This window comes from Variovorax paradoxus (assembly GCF_030815975.1).
Lineage (GTDB): Bacteria > Pseudomonadota > Gammaproteobacteria > Burkholderiales > Burkholderiaceae_C > Variovorax > Variovorax paradoxus_N.
Map to the genome: position 1 here is coordinate 3,982,801 of NZ_JAUSXL010000002.1, position 22,729 is coordinate 4,005,529.

The 22,729-nt window shown below is 68.0% G+C and carries 18 protein-coding genes; 12 read left to right on the forward strand and 6 right to left on the reverse strand.

Features of this window, described 5'->3' with window-relative positions; genetic code table 11:
- Positions 1-14: 14 nt before the first annotated feature.
- Positions 15-2,411, forward strand: coding sequence for a DNA topoisomerase IV subunit A (gene parC, locus QFZ47_RS22435; RefSeq protein ID WP_307657729.1), 2,397 nt, complete (start codon positions 15-17; stop codon positions 2,409-2,411).
- Positions 2,411-2,599 carry a hypothetical protein gene (locus QFZ47_RS22440; protein ID WP_307657730.1) on the forward strand — a complete coding sequence of 63 codons (189 nt, stop codon included), beginning with the start codon at positions 2,411-2,413 and terminating at the stop codon, positions 2,597-2,599. The genes parC and QFZ47_RS22440 overlap by 1 nt, the downstream gene beginning before the upstream one ends.
- Before the next feature lie 12 nt (positions 2,600-2,611).
- Here the strand turns inward: QFZ47_RS22440 and QFZ47_RS22445 are convergent, their stop codons facing one another.
- Positions 2,612-3,736, reverse strand: coding sequence for an MBL fold metallo-hydrolase (locus tag QFZ47_RS22445; RefSeq protein ID WP_307657731.1), 1,125 nt, complete (start codon positions 3,734-3,736; stop codon positions 2,612-2,614).
- A 198-nt stretch (positions 3,737-3,934) separates the two neighbouring features.
- Between QFZ47_RS22445 and QFZ47_RS22450 the strand changes: the two genes are divergently transcribed.
- Together QFZ47_RS22450 and QFZ47_RS22455 are read left to right on the forward strand one after the other, a co-directional pair.
- The gene (locus QFZ47_RS22450) at positions 3,935-5,527 is read left to right on the forward strand and encodes an esterase/lipase family protein (protein ID WP_307657732.1); all 1,593 of its coding nucleotides are present in this window, start codon (positions 3,935-3,937) and stop codon (positions 5,525-5,527) included.
- A gap of 57 nt (positions 5,528-5,584) precedes the next feature.
- The gene (locus QFZ47_RS22455) at positions 5,585-6,115 is read left to right on the forward strand and encodes an isochorismatase family protein (protein ID WP_307657733.1); all 531 of its coding nucleotides are present in this window, start codon (positions 5,585-5,587) and stop codon (positions 6,113-6,115) included.
- On the opposite strand, the gene QFZ47_RS22460 is transcribed toward QFZ47_RS22455, so the two are convergent.
- Positions 6,116-7,840: a hypothetical protein gene (locus tag QFZ47_RS22460; protein ID WP_307657734.1), complete on the reverse strand. Its 1,725-nt coding sequence runs from the start codon at positions 7,838-7,840 to the stop codon at positions 6,116-6,118.
- A gap of 134 nt (positions 7,841-7,974) precedes the next feature.
- Between QFZ47_RS22460 and QFZ47_RS22465 the strand changes: the two genes are divergently transcribed.
- The 8 genes from QFZ47_RS22465 (at position 7,975) to QFZ47_RS22500 (ending at position 14,822) form a co-directional block, all read left to right on the forward strand.
- Positions 7,975-8,646: an amino acid ABC transporter permease gene (locus tag QFZ47_RS22465; RefSeq protein ID WP_145747275.1), complete on the forward strand. Its 672-nt coding sequence runs from the start codon at positions 7,975-7,977 to the stop codon at positions 8,644-8,646.
- Between the two features lie 24 nt (positions 8,647-8,670).
- Entirely contained in the window at positions 8,671-9,324 is a 654-nt protein-coding gene (locus QFZ47_RS22470; RefSeq protein ID WP_307657735.1) for an amino acid ABC transporter permease, read from the forward strand.
- A gap of 60 nt (positions 9,325-9,384) precedes the next feature.
- A complete protein-coding gene (locus QFZ47_RS22475; protein ID WP_307657736.1) occupies positions 9,385-10,191 on the forward strand; it encodes a transporter substrate-binding domain-containing protein in 807 nt (268 codons plus the stop codon).
- Between the two features lie 32 nt (positions 10,192-10,223).
- Positions 10,224-10,979, forward strand: a complete 756-nt coding sequence (locus tag QFZ47_RS22480) for an amino acid ABC transporter ATP-binding protein (protein WP_307657737.1) — start codon at positions 10,224-10,226, stop codon at positions 10,977-10,979.
- Positions 10,979-11,722 carry a sugar phosphate isomerase/epimerase family protein gene (locus QFZ47_RS22485; RefSeq protein WP_307657738.1) on the forward strand — a complete coding sequence of 248 codons (744 nt, stop codon included), beginning with the start codon at positions 10,979-10,981 and terminating at the stop codon, positions 11,720-11,722. The genes QFZ47_RS22480 and QFZ47_RS22485 overlap by 1 nt, the downstream gene beginning before the upstream one ends.
- Before the next feature lie 10 nt (positions 11,723-11,732).
- Positions 11,733-12,686, forward strand: coding sequence for a sugar kinase (locus tag QFZ47_RS22490; RefSeq protein WP_307657739.1), 954 nt, complete (start codon positions 11,733-11,735; stop codon positions 12,684-12,686).
- 2 nt (positions 12,687-12,688) lie between these two features.
- Positions 12,689-13,672: a 2-hydroxyacid dehydrogenase gene (locus tag QFZ47_RS22495; RefSeq protein ID WP_307657740.1), complete on the forward strand. Its 984-nt coding sequence runs from the start codon at positions 12,689-12,691 to the stop codon at positions 13,670-13,672.
- Between the two features lie 124 nt (positions 13,673-13,796).
- Complete coding sequence (locus tag QFZ47_RS22500) at positions 13,797-14,822, forward strand: LacI family DNA-binding transcriptional regulator (RefSeq protein ID WP_307657741.1); 1,026 nt, start codon at positions 13,797-13,799, stop codon at positions 14,820-14,822.
- Positions 14,823-14,835: 13 nt separating this feature from the next.
- On the opposite strand, the gene QFZ47_RS22505 is transcribed toward QFZ47_RS22500, so the two are convergent.
- The 4 genes from QFZ47_RS22505 to QFZ47_RS22520 form a co-directional block, all read right to left on the reverse strand.
- Positions 14,836-15,294: a RidA family protein gene (locus tag QFZ47_RS22505; protein WP_307657742.1), complete on the reverse strand. Its 459-nt coding sequence runs from the start codon at positions 15,292-15,294 to the stop codon at positions 14,836-14,838.
- Entirely contained in the window at positions 15,291-16,277 is a 987-nt protein-coding gene (locus QFZ47_RS22510) for a transglutaminase family protein (RefSeq protein ID WP_307657743.1), read from the reverse strand. Before QFZ47_RS22510 ends, QFZ47_RS22505 begins: the two co-directional genes overlap by 4 nt.
- Positions 16,278-16,279: 2 nt before the next feature.
- Positions 16,280-19,036, reverse strand: coding sequence for a circularly permuted type 2 ATP-grasp protein (locus QFZ47_RS22515; RefSeq protein ID WP_307657744.1), 2,757 nt, complete (start codon positions 19,034-19,036; stop codon positions 16,280-16,282).
- A gap of 83 nt (positions 19,037-19,119) precedes the next feature.
- Positions 19,120-22,656: a transglutaminase family protein gene (locus QFZ47_RS22520; protein ID WP_307657745.1), complete on the reverse strand. Its 3,537-nt coding sequence runs from the start codon at positions 22,654-22,656 to the stop codon at positions 19,120-19,122.
- Positions 22,657-22,729: the final 73 nt, after the last annotated feature.

Consider the following 22,729-nt stretch of genomic DNA (forward strand, 5'->3'; position numbering starts at 1 on the left):
TTTCTCTCTTCTCCATGGATTCCCAACCTCCGCTCGATCTCCAGGGTCCCACCGACGGCGACACCACCCTCACGCTGGCCGACTACGCACAGACCGCCTACCTCGAATACGCGCTCAGCGTGGTCAAGGGCCGCGCGCTGCCCGACGTGTCCGACGGCCAGAAGCCGGTGCAGCGGCGCATCCTCTATTCGATGTCGCGCATGGGCCTGGGCTTCGGCGGCACCAACGGCACCGTGGGCGCCAAGCCCGTCAAGAGCGCGCGCGTGGTCGGCGACGTGCTCGGCCGCTTCCATCCGCACAGCGACCAGGCCGCCTACGACGCGCTGGTGCGCATGGCGCAAGATTTTTCGCAGCGCTATCCGCTGGTCGATGGCCAGGGCAACTTCGGCAGCCGCGACGGCGACGGTGCCGCGGCCATGCGCTACACCGAAGCGCGCCTGGCCCGCATCACCAGCCTGCTGCTCGACGAGATCGACGAAGGCACGGTCGACTTCATTCCCAACTACGACGGCAGCACCCAGGAACCGCGCCTTTTGCCCGCGCGCCTGCCTTTCACGCTGCTCAACGGCGCGAGCGGCATTGCGGTCGGCTTGGCCACCGAAATCCCGAGCCACAACCTGCGCGAGATTGCCGATGCCTGCGTGGCGCTGATCAAGTCGAACGGCAAGCTCAGCGAAGAAGAGCTCTTGCAGCTGGTGCCCGGCCCCGATTACCCTGGCGGCGCGCAGATCATCAGCGGCCCGGCCGACATTGCCGACGCCTACCGCACCGGCCGCGGTTCATTGAAGGTGCGCGCGCGCTGGAAGATCGAAGACCTCGCGCGCGGCCAGTGGCAGCTGGTGGTCAACGAGCTTCCGCCCGGCGTCAGCACGCAGAAAGTGCTCGAGGAAATCGAGGAAATCACCAATCCGAAGGTGAAGGCCGGCAAGAAGGCCCTGAGCGCCGACCAGACCCAGCTCAAGGCCGCGATGCTGTCGGTGCTCGACGTGGTGCGCGACGAGTCCAGCAAGGACGCGGCCGTGCGCCTGGTGTTCGAGCCCAAGACCTCGCGCATCAGCCAGGAAGAATTCATCACCACGCTGCTCGCGCAGACTTCGCTCGAAACCTCCTCGCCGATCAATCTCACGATGGTGGGCATCGACGGCAAGCCTACGCAGAAATCGCTGCGCCAGATGCTCAACGAGTGGATCGCGTTCCGCGAGGTCACGGTCGAGAAGCGCTCGCGGCATCGGCTCAACAAGGTGCTCGAGCGCATCCACATCCTCGAGGGGCGGCAGCTGGTGCTGCTCAACATCGACGAGGTGATTGCGATCATCCGCGCGGCAGAGGACCCGAAGGCTGCGCTCATTGCGCGCTTCGATCTCAGCGAACGCCAGGCCGAGGACATCCTTGAAATCCGCCTGCGCCAACTCGCGCGGCTCGAAGCCATCAAGATCGAGCAGGAACTCAAGGGCCTGCGCGACGAGCAGAAGAAGCTCGAAGACATCCTCGGCAGCCCGGCCGCGCTGCGCCGCCTGCTGGTGAAGGAAATCGAGTCCGACGCCAAGACCTTCGACGACCCGCGCCGCACGCTGATCCAGGCCGAGAAGCGCGCCGTGGCCGAAGTGAAGGTGGTCGACGAGCCCGTGACCGTGATCGTCTCGCAGAAGGGCTGGGTGCGGGCGCAGAAGGGTTGGGCGAGCGAGAAGGCGGCCGGCAACGGAAACGGCGCGGTGCCCGAGTACAGCTTCAAGTCCGGCGACGCGCTCTACGGCGCCTTCGAATGCCGCAGCGTCGACACGCTGCTGGTGTTCGGTAGCGCGAAGGACAAGTCGGTGCGCGTCTACACCGTGCCTGTGGCCTCTCTGCCCGGTGCGCGCGGCGACGGCCAGCCCGTGACCACGCTGATCGAACTCGATGCCGGCACGCATGTCACGCACTTCTTTGCGGGCCCCGTGGGCGCGAGCGTGCTGCTGGCCAACACCGGCGGCTATGGCTTCATCGCCACCGTCGAGAACATGATGTCGCGCCAGCGCGGCGGCAAGGCCTTCATCGACGTGGGCGAGGGCGAGCAGCTCTGCCGCCCTTCGCTGGTGGGCGGCGCGAGCGGCGCGGAGCCGATGCCGGCCGCCACGCACGTGGCCTGCGCCTCGACCGGCGGGCGCATCCTGACCTTCGACATCGCCGAGCTCAAGAGCTTGCCCAAGGGCGGCCGCGGCCTCACGCTGATCGACCTGGAAGCGAAGGACACCCTGGCGGGTGCTGCGGCCTACACGCGCAGCGTGAAGATCGAAGGCATCGGCCGCGGCGGCAAGGAGCGCGACGAGACGCTGGAAATCCGCACACTCAACAACGCGCGCGGCAGCCGTGCGCGCAAGGGCAAGGCGGCCGACCTGGGCTTCAAGCCGACGAGCATCGTGCGGGTGCTGTGATGGGCGGCATCGACATCAGCATCATCGGCCTCGTGATTGCGGTGGTCACGGGCCTGGCCAGCTTCTGGTTCGGCCGGCGCATGCGCCTGCAGCGCGGGGCCAAGCAGCGCGAGAAGGATCGCATCGCGGCGCAGGCCATCGAGACCCGGCAGCAGCGCCGGGCGCGCGAGCGCAAGGAGCGCGGCTAAGGTCCGTTCACCTCAGTGCAGGCCCTGCCACCAGCGCTCGTTGGTGCGCGCCTTGCCCACTGTCAGCACTTCGCCGATCACCGGCGTGGCGAGTTCGATCTTCTTCGCCTCTGAAAGGTCGGCAATGCGGTCCAGCGGATCGTGCCAGGTGTGAAAGGCGAGGTCGAAGGTGGTGTTGTGCACCGAATAGAGCACCTTGCCGCGCAGGTCTTCGAAGGCCTGCACGCTCTGCTCGGGCGTCATGTGAACGGCAGGCCAGTAGGCGTCGTAGGCGCCGTTTTCCATCAGCGCCAGGTCGAAGCCGCCGAAGCGCTCGCCGATCTGCTTGAAGCCCGGAAAGTAGCCCGAGTCGCCGCTGTAGAAGATGCGCTGGCCGCCGCTTTGCACCACCCATGAAGCCCACAGCGTGCGGTCGCGGTCGGTCAGCGTGCGGCCCGAGAAGTGCTGTGCCGGCGTGGCGGTGAGCTTCACGCCGTCGTGTTCGCCGCCCTGCCACCAGTCGAGTTCGGTCACGCGTTCCGCGGGCACGCCCATGGCCACCAGCCGCGCGCGCACGCCCAGCGGCACGAAGTAGTGCTGCACGCGCTGCGCGAGGTACTCGATGGTGGCCACGTCGAGGTGGTCGTAGTGGTCGTGCGAGAGGATCAGACCTTCGATGGGCGGCAACTGCTCGAGCGTGAGCGGCGGCTTGTGAAAGCGCTTGGGGCCCGCCCAGGTGAACGGCGACGCGCGCTCGCTGAACACGGGGTCGATCAACCAGTACTTGCCGTGAAGCTTCAGCAGGTGCGACGAATGGCCGAGCCGCACCACGTGGTTGGCCTGGGGGTCGAGCGCTTCCAGGTCGGCCGTGGCCAGCATGCGCACCGGAATCGGGTCGACCGGCACGGTGCCCACCTTGTCGCCGACGATGAAGCGCGTCCAGATCCGCCAGCCGCTGGCCGAGGGCAGGACGTCCGGGTTCGCCATGTTCTGGAAGTTGCAGCCCTTGAACTGCGGCGATGCGTCGTAGCGCGCCTCGCACCCGCTGTTGCTGGCGCAGCCCGCGACCAGCGCGCAGCTGGCCGCGAAGAGCGAACTGCCGTAACTGCGAAGGCGGCGCTTCAGAAAAGAAATTGAGAGGCGGGCGGCGTCGTTCATGGGCTGCGGTGTCGTGGTGTTTTTGCGGCGCGAGCTTAGCCGGCGCACCGCCGCCAATGGTTTCAGCGGCAGAAACATTCGGCGCACAGGGGCATTTCTGAGCCGCTCGTCGTATGCCATGCGTTCTATGGCCTGAGGCGGCACCGCGCGGCACACTGAAAAGCCCGCGTCCCGCGGCTTCGAGGAGGCGACCACACCATGAGCAGCAACCGCTATCCCATCATCTACGTGCGCGGCTACGCCATGACCGAAGCCGAGCGCGACGACACCGCCGCCGATCCGTTCTGCGGCTTCAACGTGGGCTCCACCGTCTACCGCGCCACCGTGAAGAAGGATGCGCCGGCGCAGAAGTTCGTCTTCGAATCCCCGGTGGTGCGGCTCCTGGCCGACTACCAGTACCAGAGCGTCTATCAGAACGGCCTGGACATCCTCGACAACGACTGGAAGCCTTCGCCCGACGAAACCGGCAAGGACGTGGACGGCATTCCGGCCGCGTCGATCGTCATCTACCGCTACTACGACAGCGGCTCGGAACTGCTCGGCGACGGCAAGTCGCGCGACGTGAAGATCTACGCGCAGGGCCTCGCCAAGCTGATCCTTCGCGTACGCGACCTGGTGGCGCTGCGCGAGGGGCCTGCTTTCTCGGCGGATGGCTTCCGCTGCTACCTGGTGGCGCATTCGATGGGCGGGCTGGTGGTGCGGGCCTTCCTGCAGAACCCGGCGCTCGGCGATGCGGCGGCGCGTGCCTGCGTCGACAAGGTGTTCACCTACGCCACGCCGCACAACGGCATCGACATGGGCGGCGTCAACGTGCCGGGCTGGCTCACGGCCAACGAGATGAACACCTTCAACCGCGAGCGGATGTCGGAGTTCCTGGACACGGCGCCGGTCGAGGGCCGCATGGACTACCTGCCGGCCGCCGCGTTTCCGGCCGAACGTTTCTTCTGCATGGTGGGCTCCAACCGCGGCGACTACGAGGCCGCCAAGGGCCTCTCGCGCATGTTCGCGGGCCATGGCAGCGACGGGCTGGTGCGCATCGAGAACGCCTCGCTCTGGTCCATCGACGATGCGAAGCGCAGCAAGCCGGTGGCCACGGCCTACGCCTTTCGTTCGCACTCGGGCTACTTCGGCATCGTCAATTCCGAGGAGGCCTACCAGAACCTCGTGCGCTTCCTGTTCGGCGACGTGCGCGTCGATCTCTGGTTCGAGGTCGATGGCGTGACCCTGCCGCCCGATCTGCCCAAGGATGCCGATGTCGACGCGCTCTACCAGGTCGAGCTGCTGGCCGCGCCGCGCGGCAAGCGCTGGTACCTGAGCCGGCGCGTGGCCGAAGAGGATTCGCCGGCCTGCCGCACGCACAAGGAACTGACCGACCCGGAAAAGCCCGAGCGCCGCTCGATCTATCTCTCGACCGTGTTCCTTGCCAACAAGGCGCGCGTGAAGCAGGACCGGCCGACGCTGGCCTATGCCATGACGCTGGGCGTGCGCGTGCCCGACTACCAGGTGAACAAGAAGTTCTGGCTCGACGGCCACTACGAAGGCAGTTCGCTGTTCCGCGACACGCTGGTGATCGAGATTGCGCCGCCCCCGGCCGGCGACCCGGCGCAGAACTGGAACGTGAAGTACGGCTGGCAGACCGACACCGCGGGGCAGGCCTCGCTGCCGATGAGCCCCAAGCAGCTGGCCGACGGCAAGCTGCAGTTCGTCGTGCCGCTTTCGAGCCTGGGCGCGGCACCGGCTGCGCCCGGCATCAGCGGCAAGGTGCGGCTCGAGGTGAGCGCCTGGAGTTGAAGGAAGCGGCGACGGCGTCATACTCGGGGTGGTCCAGGGTCCTGCTTTCCACTCCCAATGAAAACTGCCGTTCTCGTCATCGACATGCAGCGTGGCCTCTATGACGACCTGCCGCGTCCCCACGAAGCCGCCGAGGTCGCGCAGCGGGTCAATGCCCTCGCCGGGCGTGCCCGTGCCGCGGGCGTGACGGTGGCTTTCATCCAGCACGAGAACGCCGTCGACCTCGAATTCGATTCCGAGCGATGGCAGCTTTCCAGCGCGCTGGAGGTCGATTCGGGCGACACCAAGATCCGCAAGACCACGCCCGACTCGTTCCTGCGCACACCGCTCGAAGCGTGGCTGACCGGGCATGGAGTGCAGCGCGTGGTGATCTGCGGCTACTCGTCGGAGTTCTGCGTGGACACCACCACGCGCCGCGCCGCCGCGCTGGGCTACGAGGTCGTGCTCGCGGCCGACGCGCACACCTCGCACGACAAGCCACACGCCACGGGCGCGTTCATTCGCGCCCACCACAACACCACGCTGTCGGACATCACCAGCTTTGGCGTGCCGATCCGCGCCGTGGCCTCGGCCGACATCGCGTTCTGATCAGTCCGCCCCCGGCCGCCACACCCGCGCGAGCGCGGCCAGCTTGCCCTTGAAGCTCAGGCGGTCGTTCGACAGCGCATCGATGAAGTCCGACAGCCGCTGCGACTTCACCATCGTGTAGATCGTGAGCCAGGTCGTGAAGACGAACACCACGCCGAACCAGAGCGCCTTGCGCCACAGCGGCGCGTCGGCCTCGGCCAGCAGGTTCATGCCCAGGAAGCCCGTCGTCACCGTGCCGATCAGGCCGAACAGCGTGACCACCGTGAGCCGCACCACAGTGCTGGCCTGCCGGCGCAGGCTGTCGGCGTCGAGATACGTGTTCATGTCGGCGATGCGCGCCTTGACCTCGTCGTAGAGCGGATCGAGCCCGAGGTGCGTGGTGCACATGCGCGAGAGCGCGCGCACCTGCGCCTGCTCCGAGATCTCGTGGAACCAGTAACGGTGCGTGAAGCGCAGGAAGCGCTCGAAGCTCGCGCGGATCGCGCGCTTGAACTGCTTCACGCTCGGTGTGCTGTGGATGTCGAGCCGCTTGAGCGCCTCGACCAGCTGGTCCGAGAACATCAGCAGCGCCGCCTTCTGGAAATGCGCGATCAGGAACAGCAGGAAGTGCTGGTGGCGGAACTGCGCGAGCACGCCGCGGTCGCGGCAGCAGAAGAATTCCGAGCGCGCATCGCCCACCACGATCAGCGCATGGCCGTTGCACAGGTAGCGCGTGTTCGGCGCCGCGCCGGCATCGACCCAGAAGCGGTCGTAGCAATAGCGGTGCTCGAAGTCGGCCAGGTGCTGCTGTGCGTAGGGCAGGTGGGCATGCTGCGCCGCATCGGCTTCGGCCGCGCCGGTGACGAGCCCGAGCCGGATGAAGTCGTTGCGCGAGAGGCGCTTCGGATCATCGAGCGAAAGGTAGGCCATCACCGGCATGCGGTAGTACTCGATCTGCCGGTAGCGCAGCACGCCGGGGTCTTCGGAATGGTCGCTCACCAGCGGCTGCATCAGATAAGCCCAGTGGGCCGAGATGCGCGGCGCGCGGTGCTGGGCCACGTGCGAGAGGAAGGCTTCGCGCTGCTGCGCATCCGACCGTGCGAGCACGCTGCCGTCGGCGGCCAGCCATTCGACGCTGGCCATGCAATGCAGCGCGCCGCCCTCGGCGTTCCAGCCCGCGGGGTAGGCGCGGCCGAAGCGATAGAGCAGGTCTTGCGCCTGCGCGAGGCTCAGGTGATCCGCACCGACCTCGAGGTTGAGCAGCACCACGTCGATGTCGAAGAAGAAGTACAGGTCGCAATGCACCACGTCGAGCGTGATCGGCGCGTCGCCGGCCTGCGGCACCACGCGCACGGCCGCAACGTCGTGGCGGCGGAAGATGCGCATCGGTGAATCGCCGTCGCTGCCGATGTCCGCGCCGTCCTTGTTCTTCGAGCGGCCCTCGCCATAGAGGAAGCGCTGCACGTACGGCAGGAAGCTCACGAACTCGTTGTAGTGCCGCTCGTGAAAGCGGCTGCTGTCGCCGGTGTATTCGTCGATCTCTTCGCGCCAGGGCGAGGCATCGCCCATCTCGCGCAGCACATGCCAGGGAGCGTGGTGCGCGGGCTTGGCATCGGGGGCCGGCACCAGCCGCAGGGGCCAGAGCAGGGCCTGCCTGAAATGCTGCACGGCAGGCGCTGCGGAAGTGCCGGTAGCGGCGGATGCGATGGCCTCTGCGGCCACGGTGGCCTCGGTTGTATTCGGCATCGCGCGAGTGTAGGCAGAAGGGCTGTCAAAAGGCTGACCTAGGGAAATCCCTGGCTTGGTCTGAAACCGGTTTCATATAAGCTGCAAGCATTGCTTTCGAGGCATGCGCACGGCCACGCCGTGTTCGCCCCACCATGAACTACCAGTTTCAATTCGACGCCGTCTTCGCTGCCTGGCCGCTGCTGCTCAAGGGCACCTGGATCACGATCCAGCTCTCGCTCGTGGCCACGCTGCTGGGCCTGGTGGTCGCCATCTTCTGTGCCTGGGGCAAGACCTCGGGGCCGGGCTGGCTGCGCTTCATCGTCAATGCGTACATCGAGGTGATCCGCAACACGCCGTTCCTCGTGCAGCTGTTCTTTTTCTTCTTCGCGCTGCCGGCCATCGGGCTGCGCTGGTCGCCGCAGACGGCCGCGCTGGTGGCCATGGTGGTGAACCTCGGCGCCTACGCCACGGAAATCATCCGCGCGGGCATCGAGTCGATTCCCAAGGGGCAGATCGAGGCGGGCCGGGCGCTCAACCTCAAGCCCTGGGAAATCTTCCGCTTCGTGATCATCAAGCCCGCGCTGAAGGCCATCTATCCGGCGCTCACGAGCCAATTTATTTTGCTGATGCTGAGCTCGGCCGTGGTGTCGGTCATCTCGGCCGACGACCTGACCTCGGTGGCTGCCAACCTGCAGTCGCAGACCTTCCGCAGCTTCGAGATCTACATCGTGGTGGCTGCCATCTACCTTGCGCTGGCACTGGCCTTCTCGGCGATGTTCAAGCTGATCTACAAGCGCACGCTCAACTATCCGGACCGCCGGTAGAAGTCGACGGACGGAGAAAACAACATGCGCACCTTCGGCTTTCCCGAATTCCTCTTCATCCTCGAAGCGGCCAAGTGGACGCTGGCGCTGTCGGCCATCGCCTTCGTGGGCGGCGCGATCCTGGGGCTTGCCATTGCGCTGATGCGCACGTCGGAATCGGCGTGGGCGCGCGGCGTGTCGACCACCTTCATCCAGATCTTCCAGGGCACGCCGCTGCTGCTGCAGCTGTTCCTGGTGTTCTTCGGCGCGCCGGTGCTGGGGCTGGACATCAACCCCTGGGTGGCGGCCGGCGTTGCGCTCATCCTGAACAGCGCCGCCTTCCTCGGCGAGATCTGGCGCGGCTGCATCGAGGCCATTCCGCGCGGCCAATGGGAAGCGGCCGAGGCGCTGAGCCTCAGGTACAGCGCCCGCATGCGCGACGTGGTGCTGCCGCAGGCCTTCAAGATCGCGCTGGCGCCCACGGTGGGCTATGTGGTGCAGATCATCAAGGGCACCTCGCTCGCGGCCATCATCGGCTTCGTCGAGGTCACGCGCGCCGGGCAGATCGTCAACAACGCCACCTTCCAGCCGCTGGTCGTGTTCTCGGTGGTGGCCGCCATCTACTTCGCGATCTGCTGGCCGCTCTCGCTGCTCGCGGCCCGCATGGAGCGCAAGCGTGCCCGCGCTCTTGCACGCTGAAGCTCTGCTTTTTTTCTTTCTTTCTCGTCGCTTCCTTCTTTATTCAGGAGACACATTCCCATGACCCGTACCACCACCCGCCGCGCTGCGCTGGCAGCCCTTGCATCCCTGAGCCTTGGCGCCGCCCTGACCGTGTTCGCACCCTTCGCCTCGGCGCAAAGCGTGGCCGACATCAAGAAGAAGGGCGAGATCACCATCGGCATGCTGGTCGACTTTCCGCCCTACGGCACCACCAATGCACAGAACCAGCCCGACGGCTACGACGCCGATGTGGCCAAGCTGCTGGCCAAGGACTGGGGCGTCAAGGCCAACATCGTGCCGGTGACCGGCCCGAACCGCATTCCCTTCCTGTTGACCAACAAGGTCGACGTGCTGGTCGCTTCGCTGGCCATCACGCCGGAGCGCGCCAAGCAGGTGCAGTTCTCGCAGCCCTATGCGGCCGCGACCATCGTGCTGTACGGCGCGGCCAAGACGCCCATCAAGGCGGCCGGCGACCTGAAGGGCCTGCGCGTGGGCGTGGCGCGTGCCTCCACGCAGGACGTGGCCGTGACCAAGGCCGCACCTGAAGGCACCGAGATCCGCCGCTTCGACGACGACGCCTCGGCCATGCAGGCGTTGATGTCGGGCCAGGTCGATGCGATCGGCTGCTCGGTCACGGTGGCGGCGCAGATCGCCAAGCGCGTGCCCGCCGGCACCTACGAGAACAAGTTCACGCTGGTGCAGCAGTCGATGGGTATCGCGATGCGTCCCGGCCAGGAAGAGCTGGCCAAGGCCGTGAACGAGTTCGTTGCCAAGAACACCGCCAACGGCGAGCTCAACAAGCTCTACCAGAAGTGGCTGCAGGCCGACCTGCCCAAGATGCAGTGAACTTCGAAGGCTGAAGAAGAAGGAATCCTGGCATGACGACGGAATCGATCATCCGCATGGAAGCGGTCAACAAGTGGTACGGTGAATTCCAGGTGTTGACCGGCATCGACCTGTCGGTGCGCCAGGGCGAGCGCATCGTGATCTGCGGGCCTTCGGGCTCGGGCAAGTCCACGCTCATCCGCTGCATCAACCGGCTCGAGACGGTGCAGAAGGGCCGCATCGTGGTCGATGGCATCGACCTCACGGCCGGCGGCAAGAACGTGGACGCGGTGCGCGCCGAGGTGGGCATGGTGTTCCAGCAGTTCAACCTGTTTCCGCACCTCACCATCCTGGAGAACTGCACGCTCGCGCCAATGCGCTCGCGCGGCATGACAAAGGCGCAGGCCGAAGAGGTGGCGATGAAGTACCTCACCCGCGTGCGCATTCCCGAGCAGGCCGGCAAGTACCCCAGCCAGCTCTCGGGTGGCCAGCAGCAGCGCGTGGCCATTGCGCGGGCGCTGTGCATGTCGCCCAAGATCATGCTGTTCGACGAGCCCACCTCGGCGCTCGATCCCGAGATGGTCAAGGAAGTGCTCGACACCATGATCGGCCTGGCCGAAGACGGCATGACCATGCTGTGTGTCACGCACGAAATGGGTTTTGCCCGCAGCGTGGCCGACCGCGTGATCTTCATGGCCGAGGGCAAGATCGTCGAGCAGGCACCGCCGCAGGAATTCTTTGGCAACCCGAAGGACGAGCGCACGCGCCAGTTCCTCGGCCAGATCCTCAGTTCCCACCAGGCCCACTGATGTCCTTCGAGGTCCTGATTTCTCTGTCGTCCTTCGGTGCGGCCGAGGTGGGGCGGCACGGCCAGCTCTGGTGCTCGCAACTTGCGCGTTCCGCTGGCGCCGATTCGGTGGAAGTGCGCGGCGAGATGCTGCGCGATGCGGATGTGGAACTGCCGGCGCTGAACGGGCTGGCCTCCGTGTACTCCAGCCCCGAGGGGTTGTGGGCCGAGGGCGGCTGGCTCGACAGCGCGGCCCTGAAGCGCGGCATCGCCGCTGCAACGCGCGTCGGCGCGAAGCGGCTGAAGATGTCCATCGGCGATTTTCAGCCTTCGTCGCACGGCTCGCTCTGGGGCCTGAAGGTGCAGCTTGCGGAAACCCGCGTCGAACTGCTGATCGAAAACGACCAGACCGTGCGCGCCGGCACGCTGCCCGCGCTGCAGGCCTTCTTCGACGCGGCCGACCGTGCCGGCGTCGAACTCGGCATGACCTTCGACATGGGCAACTGGCACTGGCTCGGCGAATGCCCGCTGCAGGCCGCACAGGCGCTCGGCCGCCGCGTGCGCTATGTGCACTGCAAGGGCGCGCAGCGGCTGCCGCACAAGTGGGTGGCGGTGCCGCTGGGCGACTCCGTCGCGCCGTGGCGCGCGGTGCTGCGTGCGCTGCCCGCCGATGTGCCGCACGCCATCGAATATCCTCTGGTGGGCGACGACCTGCTGGCCGTCACGCGCACGCAAATCGACTTCATCCGCGCCGCGCGGGCGTAGGGAGAAACACATGACAGAACCCACTGCTTTGGACGTCGCCCTGTTCGGCGAGGCCATGCTGCTGCTCGTGGCCGACCGGCCCGGTCCGCTCGAGAACGCACAGTCGTTCCACAAGCGCACGGCCGGCGCCGAGACCAATGTGGCCATCGGCCTCTCGCGCCTCGGCCTCAAGGTGGGCTGGGCCAGCCGCCTGGGCACCGACTCGATGGGCCGCTACCTGATCGCGGCGATGAAGGGCGAGGGCATCGACTGTTCGCACGTCATCTGCGACCCGGCGCAGCGCACCGGCTTCCAGTTCAAGGGCCGCGTCACCGATGGCAGCGACCCGCCGGTCGAATACCACCGCAAGGGCTCGGCCGCGAGCCAGATGGGCCCGGCCGATGTCGATGAAGCCTGGCTGCGCTCGGCGCGCCACCTGCATGCCACGGGCGTGTTCGCGGCCATCTCCGAGACCAGCCTGCAGGCCGCGCTCAAGTCCATGGAGGTGATGCGCGCGGCCGGCCGCACGATTTCGTTCGACACCAACCTGCGGCCCACGCTGTGGTCTTCGACCGAAACGATGCGCCACTGGATCAACGAGCTGGCCTCGCGCGCCGACTGGGTGCTGCCCGGCATCGAGGAAGGCCTGCTGCTCACCGGTCATGACAGGCCCGAAGACGTGGCCAGGTTCTACCGGGACCGCGGCGCGAAGCTCGTGGTCGTCAAGCTTGGCGCCGCCGGTGCCTACTACGACAGCGACGTGGCCGGCACCGGGCATGTCGACGGCTTTCCGGTGAAGGAGGTGATCGACACCGTGGGCGCGGGCGACGGCTTTGCGGCCGGCGTGGTGAGCGCGCTGCTCGAGGGCAGGAGCGTGCCCGAGGCCGTGCGCCGCGGCGCCTGGATCGGCGCGCGCGCGGTGCAGGTGCTGGGCGACACCGAAGGCTTGCCGACGCGCGCACAACTCGAAGAAGCGGGGCTCTGACCATGACGACAAAAAAGAACGTGCTGGTCTTTAGGCCATTGCCCGAGGATCAATTGGCGCGCCTGCAGGCCGCGCACCATGTGACCGTGGCCGATCCGCGCAAGGAGCCTGAGGCCTTTGCCGCCGCGCTGCGCACCGCGAACGGCCTGATCGGATCGAGCCATACCGTGGATGCGGCGCTGCTCGACGCGGCACCGCAGCTCCAGGTGATTTCGAGCGTGTCGGTCGGCGTTGACAACTACCCCCTCGCTGAACTGCACAAGCGCGGCATCGTGCTGTGCCACACGCCCGACGTGCTGACCGAGACGGTGGCCGACACGGTGTTCGCGATCCTGATGGCCACGCAGCGCCGCGTGGTCGAACTCTCGAGCCTCGTGCGCGAAGGCCGCTGGACGAAGAACATCGGCGAAGAACTCTTCGGCACCGACGTGCATGGCAAGACGCTCGGCATTCTCGGCTTCGGCCGCATCGGCCAGGCCGTGGCGCGGCGCGCCGCGCTGGGCTTTGGCATGCCGGTGCTCTACCACGCGCGCCGGCCGGTCGACCTGGCCGCGCAGGCGCCCGAGCTGCAGGGCCGCGCCACGCACACGCCGCTCGACGGGCTGCTCGCGCGGTCGGACATCGTGCTGGCAATGCTGCCGCTGACCGACGCCACGCACGGCATGATCGACGCCGCCTTCTTCGCGCGCATGAAGCCCGGAGCGGCCTTCATCAACGGCGGCCGCGGCGCCACGGTGAACGAAGCGGCCTTGCTCGACGCGCTCGACCACGGCACCTTGCGCGCCGCCGGACTCGACGTGTTCGCGAAGGAGCCGCTGCCCGCCGATTCGCCGCTGCGCACGCATCCGCGCGTGACGCCGCTGCCGCACATCGGCTCGGCGACGCACGAGACGCGGCATGCGATGGCGGCACTCGCAACCACCAATCTGCTGCAAGTGCTGGCCGGCGAGAAACCGACCGCGCCGTACGACACGGCGGCTGTATGAATCCCCCGAGGATTTTCTCCCTCCCCTTCCGGGGGAGGGCAGGGGTGGGGGCAAGCGGCGCAACCATCGAGCGCTCTGCCTGCCCCCATCCCAACCTTCCCCCGGAAGGGGAAGGAGCAAATCCATGAACCCGAGTGGTCGCGCCACCATCGCCGATGTCGCCAAGGCGGCGGGCGTGTCCAAGGCCACCGTCTCGCGTTTTCTCAACCACCGCGAGCGCCTGCTGAGCCCCGACATCGCCGCGCGCGTCGAAGTCGCCATCGCGGCGCTGGCCTATTCGCCGAGCCCGATGGCGCAGGCGCTGAGTCGCGGACGCTCGCGCCTGATCGGCCTGATCGTGGCCGACATCACCAACCCGTATTCCGTTGCCGTGTTGCGCGGCGCCGAGAAGGCCTGCCAGGACGCCGGCTACCTGGTGATGCTGTTCAACCTGGGCAACGAGAGCGAACGCGAGCGCGAGGCCATCGATGCGCTCGCGGGCTACCAGGTCGACGGCTTCATCCTCAACACGCTGGGCCGCGGCAGCAACGTGGTCGACGCGGTCACGCTGCACGGCAAGCCTGCGGTGCTGGTGGACCGCCGCCACACCGGCATGCACACCGACTTCGTCTCGCTCGACAACCATTCGGCCATGCGCGACACCTGCGGCCACCTGGTCGAGGGCGGCTATCGCGAACTGCTCTATGTGACGGAGCCGCAGAAGGGCGTGAGCTCGCGGCGCGAACGCACGGCCGCCTTCGGGGCCTGCGTGGCCGCGCACGAGCCGCGCGTGGCGGGCGGGGTGTTCGAAAGCGTGGAGGGCGACAGCGATGCGCTCGACGAGGCATTGCGTGCGTTGCGGCAGCGCGCCAAGCGGGGGCGCCGGGCGGCGGTGGTGGCCGGCAATGCGGTGGTCACGCTGCGCGTGGCGCAGTCGATGGCGCGGCTGGGCTGGCAGTTCGGGCAGGACCTGGGCTTTGTCGGCTTCGACGATCCCGAATGGGCGTCGCTGATCGGCCCTGGCCTGAGCACCGTGGCGCAGCCGACCGACGCCATCGGCCGCAGTGCCGCCAACTGCCTGATCGAACGGCTGCAGGGCCTGGATTCGGCGCCGCGCCAGCTGCTGCTGCCGGGGCAGCTGGTGGTGCGGGGCTCGTCGCAGCCGGCGTAGCGGCTCCGATCGGTCAGCCGACTTCGGCGATCAGCTCGATCTCGACGCAGGCGCCCATCGGCACTTGCGCCACGCCGAACGCGCTGCGTGCGTGTGCACCCTTCTCGGGGCCGAACACTTCGGCGAAGAACTCGCTCGCGCCGTTGGTCACCAGGTGCTGTTCGGTGAACGTGCCCACGGAGTTGACCAGGCTCATGACCTTGACGATGCGCGTGACCTTGTTCAGGTCGCCCACGGCCGCATGCAGCGTGCCGAGCAGGTCGATGGCGATCGCGCGCGCGGCCTGCTTGCCTTCTTCGGTGCCGATGCCGGCGCCGAGTTGCCCGGCCCAGACCTTGCCGTCCTTTTTGGCGATGTGGCCCGAAAGAAAAACGAGATTGCCGGTGCGCACGAAGGGCACGTAGGCTGCGGCCGGTGCGGCGACCGGAGGCAGGGTGATGCCGAGGCTGGAAAGCTTGTCGTAGACGCTCATTGGAGATCCTTGTCCGAAGGTTGCGATTGAATCTGCGATTGTGACTGCGCCGCTTCCACGGCCTGCGCGCGCAGCTCTTCGATCGGGCGCACCGTCACGCCCACCTTGAGCGTGTGGCGCGCGCCGCCGTGCAGCACGCCGCGCATCGGCGAGACGTCGGAATAGTCGCGGCCGATGGCGAGTGCGACGTAGTCTTCGCCGGGCTGGCGGCCGTTGGTGGGGTCGAATTCGGCCCAGCCGCCGGCGCTTTCATGGCCGTCGCCGTCGCCCTCGCCGGGCAGGTAGACCGACACCCAGGCATGCGAGGCATCGGCGCCCACCAGCCGCGGCTGGCCCGGCGGCGGTTGCGTGAGCAGGTAGCCGCTCACGTAGCGCGCCGGCAGGCCCATGACGCGGAAGCAGGCGATCATGATGTGGGCGAAGTCCTGGCACACGCCCTTGCGCTGCGCGAGCGCCTCGACGGCGGGCGTGTTGATCTCGGTGCTGTCGGCGTCGTAGGCGAAGTCGCGGTACATGCGCTCGGTGAGGTCCATGGCCACGTCGAAGGTGGGCCGCTCGGGCGCGAAGCTCGCGCGCGCATAGGCCGCGAAGTCGTCGTGGCGCGGCACGTAGGGCGAGGGAAATACGAACTCCGAAGCCGGGTCGAAGGTAGCGTCCTTGCGGTAGCGGAAGCGTTCGCGCACAGCCTCCCAGGGCAGCTCGCGCGCAATGCCGGGCGCGAGCTGCGGCGTCGAGGTTTCGACCACGCTTTCGGCCGTGACGACGAGGCTGTCGTGCGTGGCCTCGAGCGCGAAGAAGGCGCGCGTGTTGCCGTAGACATCGGGCACTTCGCTGCGCTGCGCGGGCTGCGGCTCGATGGCCAGCTGGTGGCTCACGAGCCGCTGCGAGCCGGTGGCCAGCGGCTTCAGGTGGGCCAGGTGCTGTGCCGTTTCAACCGCGGGCGAATATTCGTAGCGGGTTTCGTGGGTAACGTGGAGCAGCATGGTCAGGCACCCACCGAGCGCAGCGATTCGGAGGTGAGCGTGAAGTAGCGCGTGCCGATGGCGTCGGACACATGGTAGGCCGCCGTCTCGCAATTGGCCAGAAGCTCGACCAGCGCCGGGTAGTCCGCGCCGGAGCCCGCGGCGCAGAGATGCTCGAGCGTCCAGTCGGCGGGATCGGACAACTCGTACGACAGTGCGGTGAGCTTGCCGGGCGCGCTGCCGGCCAGGCGCGCAATGCGCCCGCGCAGCGTCTGCGTGACCCATGCGAGCGAGCGCGGGTTCTCGGCATCGAGCACCAGCAGGTCGACCAGCGTAGCCACGTCGCGCCGCTGCTGGTAGCGGGCGTGGAAGGTGATGGTGCTGTCGAACAGCGCCACCATGGCTTCGAAGCCGCTCACCTCATGCACGGCGCCGTTCTCGAAGCCGGCCTCCAGCGCGCTCGCGAGAAAGCCCAGCCGTTCGATGTGGCGGCCGATCGACAGCAGGCGCCAGGCGTCGTCGCGCGTCATGCGGTCGGTCTGCGCGCCGGTCATGGCGGCGAGCGCGGTGCTTGCGGATTCGAGCGCGCGCAGCGCGGCGCCGGTGGCAAAGCTGCCTTCGCCGGCCTGCTCGGCCGTGCGCCGCAGGAAGTCGGTCTCGGCGCGCACGATCTGGTTCCAGGTGTCCTGCGAAAGCCGTTCGCGCACGGCGGCCGCCGCCTGCCGGATGCAGCGCAGGCTGAAACCCACGCTGCCGCCGCGCTCCACATCGCCGAGCTCGGCGATCAGCACGCGTTCGAACACGCGGCGCGACTGCGGCGCGCTGGGCACTTCGGCCGGCACCAGCGCATTGCGCAGCGCCATGCGGTGCAGCCAGTCGAGCAGCGGTCGCGACGACTGGTCTTCGCTGCCCAGCAGGTTGAGCGTGAGGCGCGCGAGGCGCACCGCGTTCTCGGCGCGCTCGGTGTAGCGGCCGAGCCAGAACATGTTCTCGGCCGCACGGCTGGTCACGGGCGCGCGGTGCCGCGCGAGCGAAGCCGGCGTGGCATGCGGCTGCAGCAGCGTGGTGCGGTCGACTTCGCCATGCGTCTGCACCCACACGTCGGCGCTGCTGCCGCCGCGCTGCATGGAGGCGATCTGCGCATCGCGGCCCGCCAGCCGTGCCAGCCCGCCCGGCAGCACGCGCCAGGACTGCGGCCCGTCGCTCACCGCGAAAACGCGCAGCAGCATCGCGCGCGGCGCAATGTGGCCGGGGCCCGTGTCATTGGCCCAGGTGGGCATCTGCGACAGCGGCAAGTAGCTCTGGATCGTGTGGGCCTCGCCCTCGCGCACGATGCGGCCGGCCCATTCGTCGAGCTGGCGCCGGCTCAGCTGGCTGCCGAGCACGGCATCGAAGCTGGTCTGCCCGTCCGATCCGGGATAGGTGGGCTTGATGGCGCAGTCGCCGAGCTGCGGCAGCACCGCCTCGAGCGCGGCGCGTTCGCCGCACCACCAGGTCGGCAGCGCCGGTAGCTTGAGTTTTTCGCCGATGAGGCGGCGCGCGAGCCCGGGCAGGAAGCCCAGCAGTGCGGGCGATTCGAGGAACGCTGAGCCCGGCATGTTGGCCACCAGCACATTGCCGGCGCGAATCGCCTGCAGCAGGCCGGGCACGCCCAGCGTGGAATCGGGGCGCAGCTCGAGCGGGTCGAGGAACTGGTCGTCCAGCCGCTTGATGAGCCCATGCACCGGCCGCAGCCCCTGCAGGGTCTTGAGGTAGAGGCGCTGGTCGCGCACCGTGAGGTCGCTGCCCTCGACCAGCGTCAGGCCGAGATAGCGCGCGAGGTATGCGTGCTCGAAGTAGGTTTCGTTGTAGGGGCCGGGCGTCAGCAGCGCGATGTGCGGCGGCACGCCGGCCGGGCACATGCGCTGCAGACCGTCCATCATGGCGCTGTAGGTGGCGGCCAGGCGCTGCACGTGCAGGGCCTCGAAAGCCTGGGGAAACTGGCGCGTGATGGCCAGGCGGTTCTCGAGCAGATAGCCCAGTCCCGAGGGCGCCTGGGTGCGCTGCGACACCACCCACCAGTTGCCGTCGGGCCCGCGGGCCAGGTCGAAGGCCGCAATGTGCAGCCATGTGTCGCCCGGCGGCTTCACGCCGTGCAGCGCGCGCAGGTAGCCGGGATGGCCGCGCACCAGCGCCGCGGGCAGCAGGCCTTCGGCCAGCAGCTGCTGCGGGCCGTAGACGTCGGCCATGACCCGGTCGAGCACGCGCATGCGCTGCAGCACGCCGGTTTCGATCTGGCTCCAGCTCTCGGGCGAGACGATCAGCGGGAACAGGTCGAGCGACCACGGGCGCTGCGGGCCGTTGGCGTCGGCGTAGACGTTGTAGGTGACGCCGTTGTCGCGGATCTGCCGCTCGAGGCTGACCGCGCGCCTTGGCAGGTCGTTGAATCCGCCCGGGCCGAGCTGCTCGAAGAAGGCGTTCCAGGCGGGCGTGAGGGGCGGGCTGTCGCTGGAGGAGGGATGCGGTTGCTGAAGAACCTGGGTCTGCGTTTGCGTCTGGGATTGGGCCGGGAACGGACTCGGCGCGACCGCCGGCGGCTCGGCCGCAGCGTCGTAGAGCATCGGCGCCATTGGTGCCATCGCTGCTGCGCCGGCGGCCGGCCGCGCCGGTACCGCCGGCGTGGCCTGGCCGCGCAGTTCGTCGAAGTGGCCCGGCAGGGCGGCCGGCGCGAGCGCCGACGCCAGGGCGGCTGGAAATTCCAGCGCCTGGGCGTCGAACAGGGATTCGTTCAGAGGTTCCACAGGAGGTGGATTGTCACATTGCCGTCACCGGTTGGCCGACGGGCGATGTGCTGAATGTCCTCTTGCGGGCTTTTCAGACTCTCTTACCGCCGCAAATCGAGCGTGAACGGAAACTCGCGGCTGCCCGCGAGCTCGATGGTGGCTGGCGGCGTGCGCATCAGGCCGGGCGTGTGGCCCATCTGCGTGAAGCGCGACATGCGCCGACTTTCCGCCTCGTAGGCATTGACCGGGAAGGTGTCGTAGTTGCGTCCCCCCGGGTGGGCCACGAAATACTGGCAGCCGCCCAGCGAGCGCTTCATCCAGGTGTCGACGATGTCGAAGGTCAGCGGCGCATGGGCGCCGATGCTCGGATGCAGCGCCGAAGGCGGGTTCCAGGCCTTGTAGCGCACGCCCGCCACGAACTCGCCGACGGTGCCCGTGGGCTGCAGCGGCAGCACCTTGCCGTTGACGGTGACCACGTGGCGGCTTTCGTTCAGGCCGGTCACGCGCACCTCGATGCGCTCGAGCGACGAATCGACATAGCGCACCGTGCCGCCGGCCGAGCCTTCCTCGCCCATCACGTGCCAGGGCTCGAGCGCATTGCGCAGCGACAGCTCCACGCCCATGGCCTGCACCTGGCCCACCAGCGGAAAGCGGAACTCGAAGTGCGGCGCGAACCAGTCGGCATCGAAGGCAAAGCCGGCCTGGCGCATCTCGCTGATGACGTCGTCGAAATCCATCCTGACGAAGGTCGGCAGCAGGAAGCGGTCGTGCAGCTCGGTGCCCCAGCGCGTGACGGGCGCCTTGTAGGGCTCGTCCCAGAAGCGTGCCACCAGCGCGCGAATGAGCAGCTGCTGCGCAATGCTCATGCGCGCATGCGGCGGCATCTCGAAGGCGCGCAGCTCGAGCAGGCCGAGGCGGCCGGTGCTCGAGTCGGGCGAGTAGAGCTTGTCGATGCAGAACTCGCTCCTGTGCGTGTTGCCCGACACGTCGATCAGGATGTTGCGCAGCGTGCGGTCGACCAGCCAGGCCGGCATGTTGGCGCCGTGGATCTCGCGGTTCCTGGCGATTTCCTTCAGCGCGATCTCGAGCTCGTAGACCTGGTCGTTGCGCGCCTCGTCCACGCGCGGCGCCTGGCTGGTCGGGCCGATGAACATGCCCGAGAACAGGTAGCTCAACGACGGATGGTTGTGCCAGTAGAGCAAGAGGCTCGCGAGCAGCTCGGGCCGGCGCAGGAAGGGGCTGTCGGCCGGCGTGGCGCCGCCCATCACGAAGTGGTTGCCGCCGCCGGTGCCGGTGTGGCGTCCGTCGGTCATGAACTTCTCGGCCGAGAGGCGGGTTTCGAACGCGGCGTTGTAGAGGAACTCGGTATGGGCGACCAGTTCCTTCCAGCTGTGGGCTGGATGGATGTTGACTTCGATCACCCCGGGGTCGGGCGTGACGGCCAGCATCTTCAGGCGCGGATCGCGCGGCGGCGGATAGCCTTCCATCACGATGCGCATGCCGAGCTGCCGAGCCGTGGCTTCGACAGCCGCGACCAGATCGAGGTAGTCCTCCAGGCGCGCGAGCGGCGGCATGAAGACGTAGAGCACGCCCGAGGCGCTGCCCTTTTTCTCGGCCGACGGGCCATTGGCGCGGCGCGGGTCGCGCACCTCGACGCACAGCGCGGTGCGCGTGACCCAGTGGGCCGACTCGCCGCGCAGAGGCAGGCGCGTGGCCGGCGTGGCGGAGCGATCGGCCGCATCGGCCGATGCCGTTGCGTCGGCTGCTGCCGCATTGCCGCTCGCGGCTGCCGCATCGCCCGGCGCCTGCATGCGAAGGGCGGCAGGCACCACCGGTGGCGCGCCGAATTCATAGGGTACGGCGCCAAGATCGGCGCCCGTCGTGCCGCCGGCCGGCACGGCGTAGCGCGCGCGGTAGTCGGCCGAACTCGGCAGCGCGGCGCGCGGCGCGGTCGGGTCGCGCTCGACCAGGTACGGGTAGTCGCCCTTGCTGGCCCAGGGCTGCGAATCGAGCGGCAGGCGATAGCCCATGGGCGAATCGCCCGGAATCAGATAGAGCCGGTCGTCGCGCAGGAACCAGGGGCCGGTCTTCCAGCCCGGGCCTTCGAGCGCCGGTGCGTCGGCATCGGCGTTGGCGGGTTCGAGCGGCAGCATGTAGCCGATCACCGCATCGAGCTTTTGCGTGAACACGCGGCGCAGGCGAACCCGCTCGAGCTCGTCGTCGAGCTTCGATTCGAAGGGGTCGACGTTGACCGGCAGGCGGCGTTCGCGCCAGAGGTAGTAGTAGGTGTCTTCGTAGCCGGGCTGGGCGTAGCGCTCCGTGATGCCGAGCTTGTGCGCCAGCACGGTGGTGAAGCGGCGCGCGTCTTCGCTCGTGTAGTGCGTGGGCACGCGCTCGTCGGCAAAGAGTTCGGGGTCGTGCCAGAGCGTCTGGCCGTCGGCGCGCCAGAAGATGGACAGCGCCCAGCGCGGCAATTGCTCGCCCGGGTACCACTTGCCCTGGCCGAAGTGCAGGAAGCCGCCATGGCCGTATTCGGCGCGCAGCTTGTGGACGAGCTCGGTGGCATAGCCGCGCTTGGTGGGGCCGAGCGCATCGGTGTTCCATTCGGGCGCGTCGCGGTCGCTGGTGGCCACGTAGGTGGGCTCGCCGCCCATCGTGAGCCGCACGTCGCCGGCCGCCAGGCGCGCATCGACCGCATCGCCGAGCGCGAGCACCTCGGCCCACTGCTCTTCGGTGTAGGGCTTGGTGACGCGCGGCGATTCGTAGATGCGCGTGACCTTCATCTCATGGCCGAACTCGACCTCGGCTTCGTCCACGGCGCCCTCGATGGGCGCGGCGCTCGAAGGCGTGGGCGTGCAGGCGAGCGGAATGTGCCCTTCACCGGCCAGGAGGCCCGAGGTGGCATCGAGGCCGACCCAGCCCGCGCCCGGCAGGAAGACCTCGCACCAGGCATGCAGGTCGGTGAAGTCGACCGTGGTGCCGCTCGGGCCGTCGAGCGCCTTCACGTCGGGCGTGAGCTGGATCAGGTAGCCCGAGACGAAGCGCGCGGCCAGGCCGCAATGGCGCAGCAGCTGCACCAGCAGCCAGCCCGAGTCGCGGCAGGAGCCGCTGCCGTTGGTGAGCGTTTCTTCCGGCGTCTGCACGCCGGGCTCCATGCGGATCAGGTAGTCGACGTCTTGCTGCACCTGCTGGTTGAGTCCGACCAGGAAGTCGATGGTGCGCTGTTCCTTGCGCTCGATCTTGTCGAGGTAAGCCGCGAGCAGCGGCGTGGGTTCTTCGGTGACGAGGTAGGGCGCGAGTTCCTCGGCCTGCGAGGCGGTGTACTTGAACGGGAAGTTCTCGGCCTGCGGTTCGAGAAAGAAGTCGAAGGGGTTGTAGACCGCCATCTCGACCACGAGGTCGACCGTGACCTTGAATTCGCGTGTCTTCTCGGGAAACACGAGCCGCGCCTGGTAGTTGGCGAACGGGTCCTGCATCCAGTTGACGAAGTGCTCGGCCGGCTCGACCTGCAGCGAATACGAGATGACGTTGCTGCGGCAATGCGGCGCGGGACGCAAGCGCACGACCTGCGGGCCCAACTGCACCAGGCGGTCGTATTTGTAGTGGGTGACGTGGTGGAGTGCGGCGTGAATGGACATGCGTTTTGTGTGCAGTACTGCGAGATTGCATCGAGAAGATGTCTCTTGTGAGACGCATACTAGCCTAGGGCCT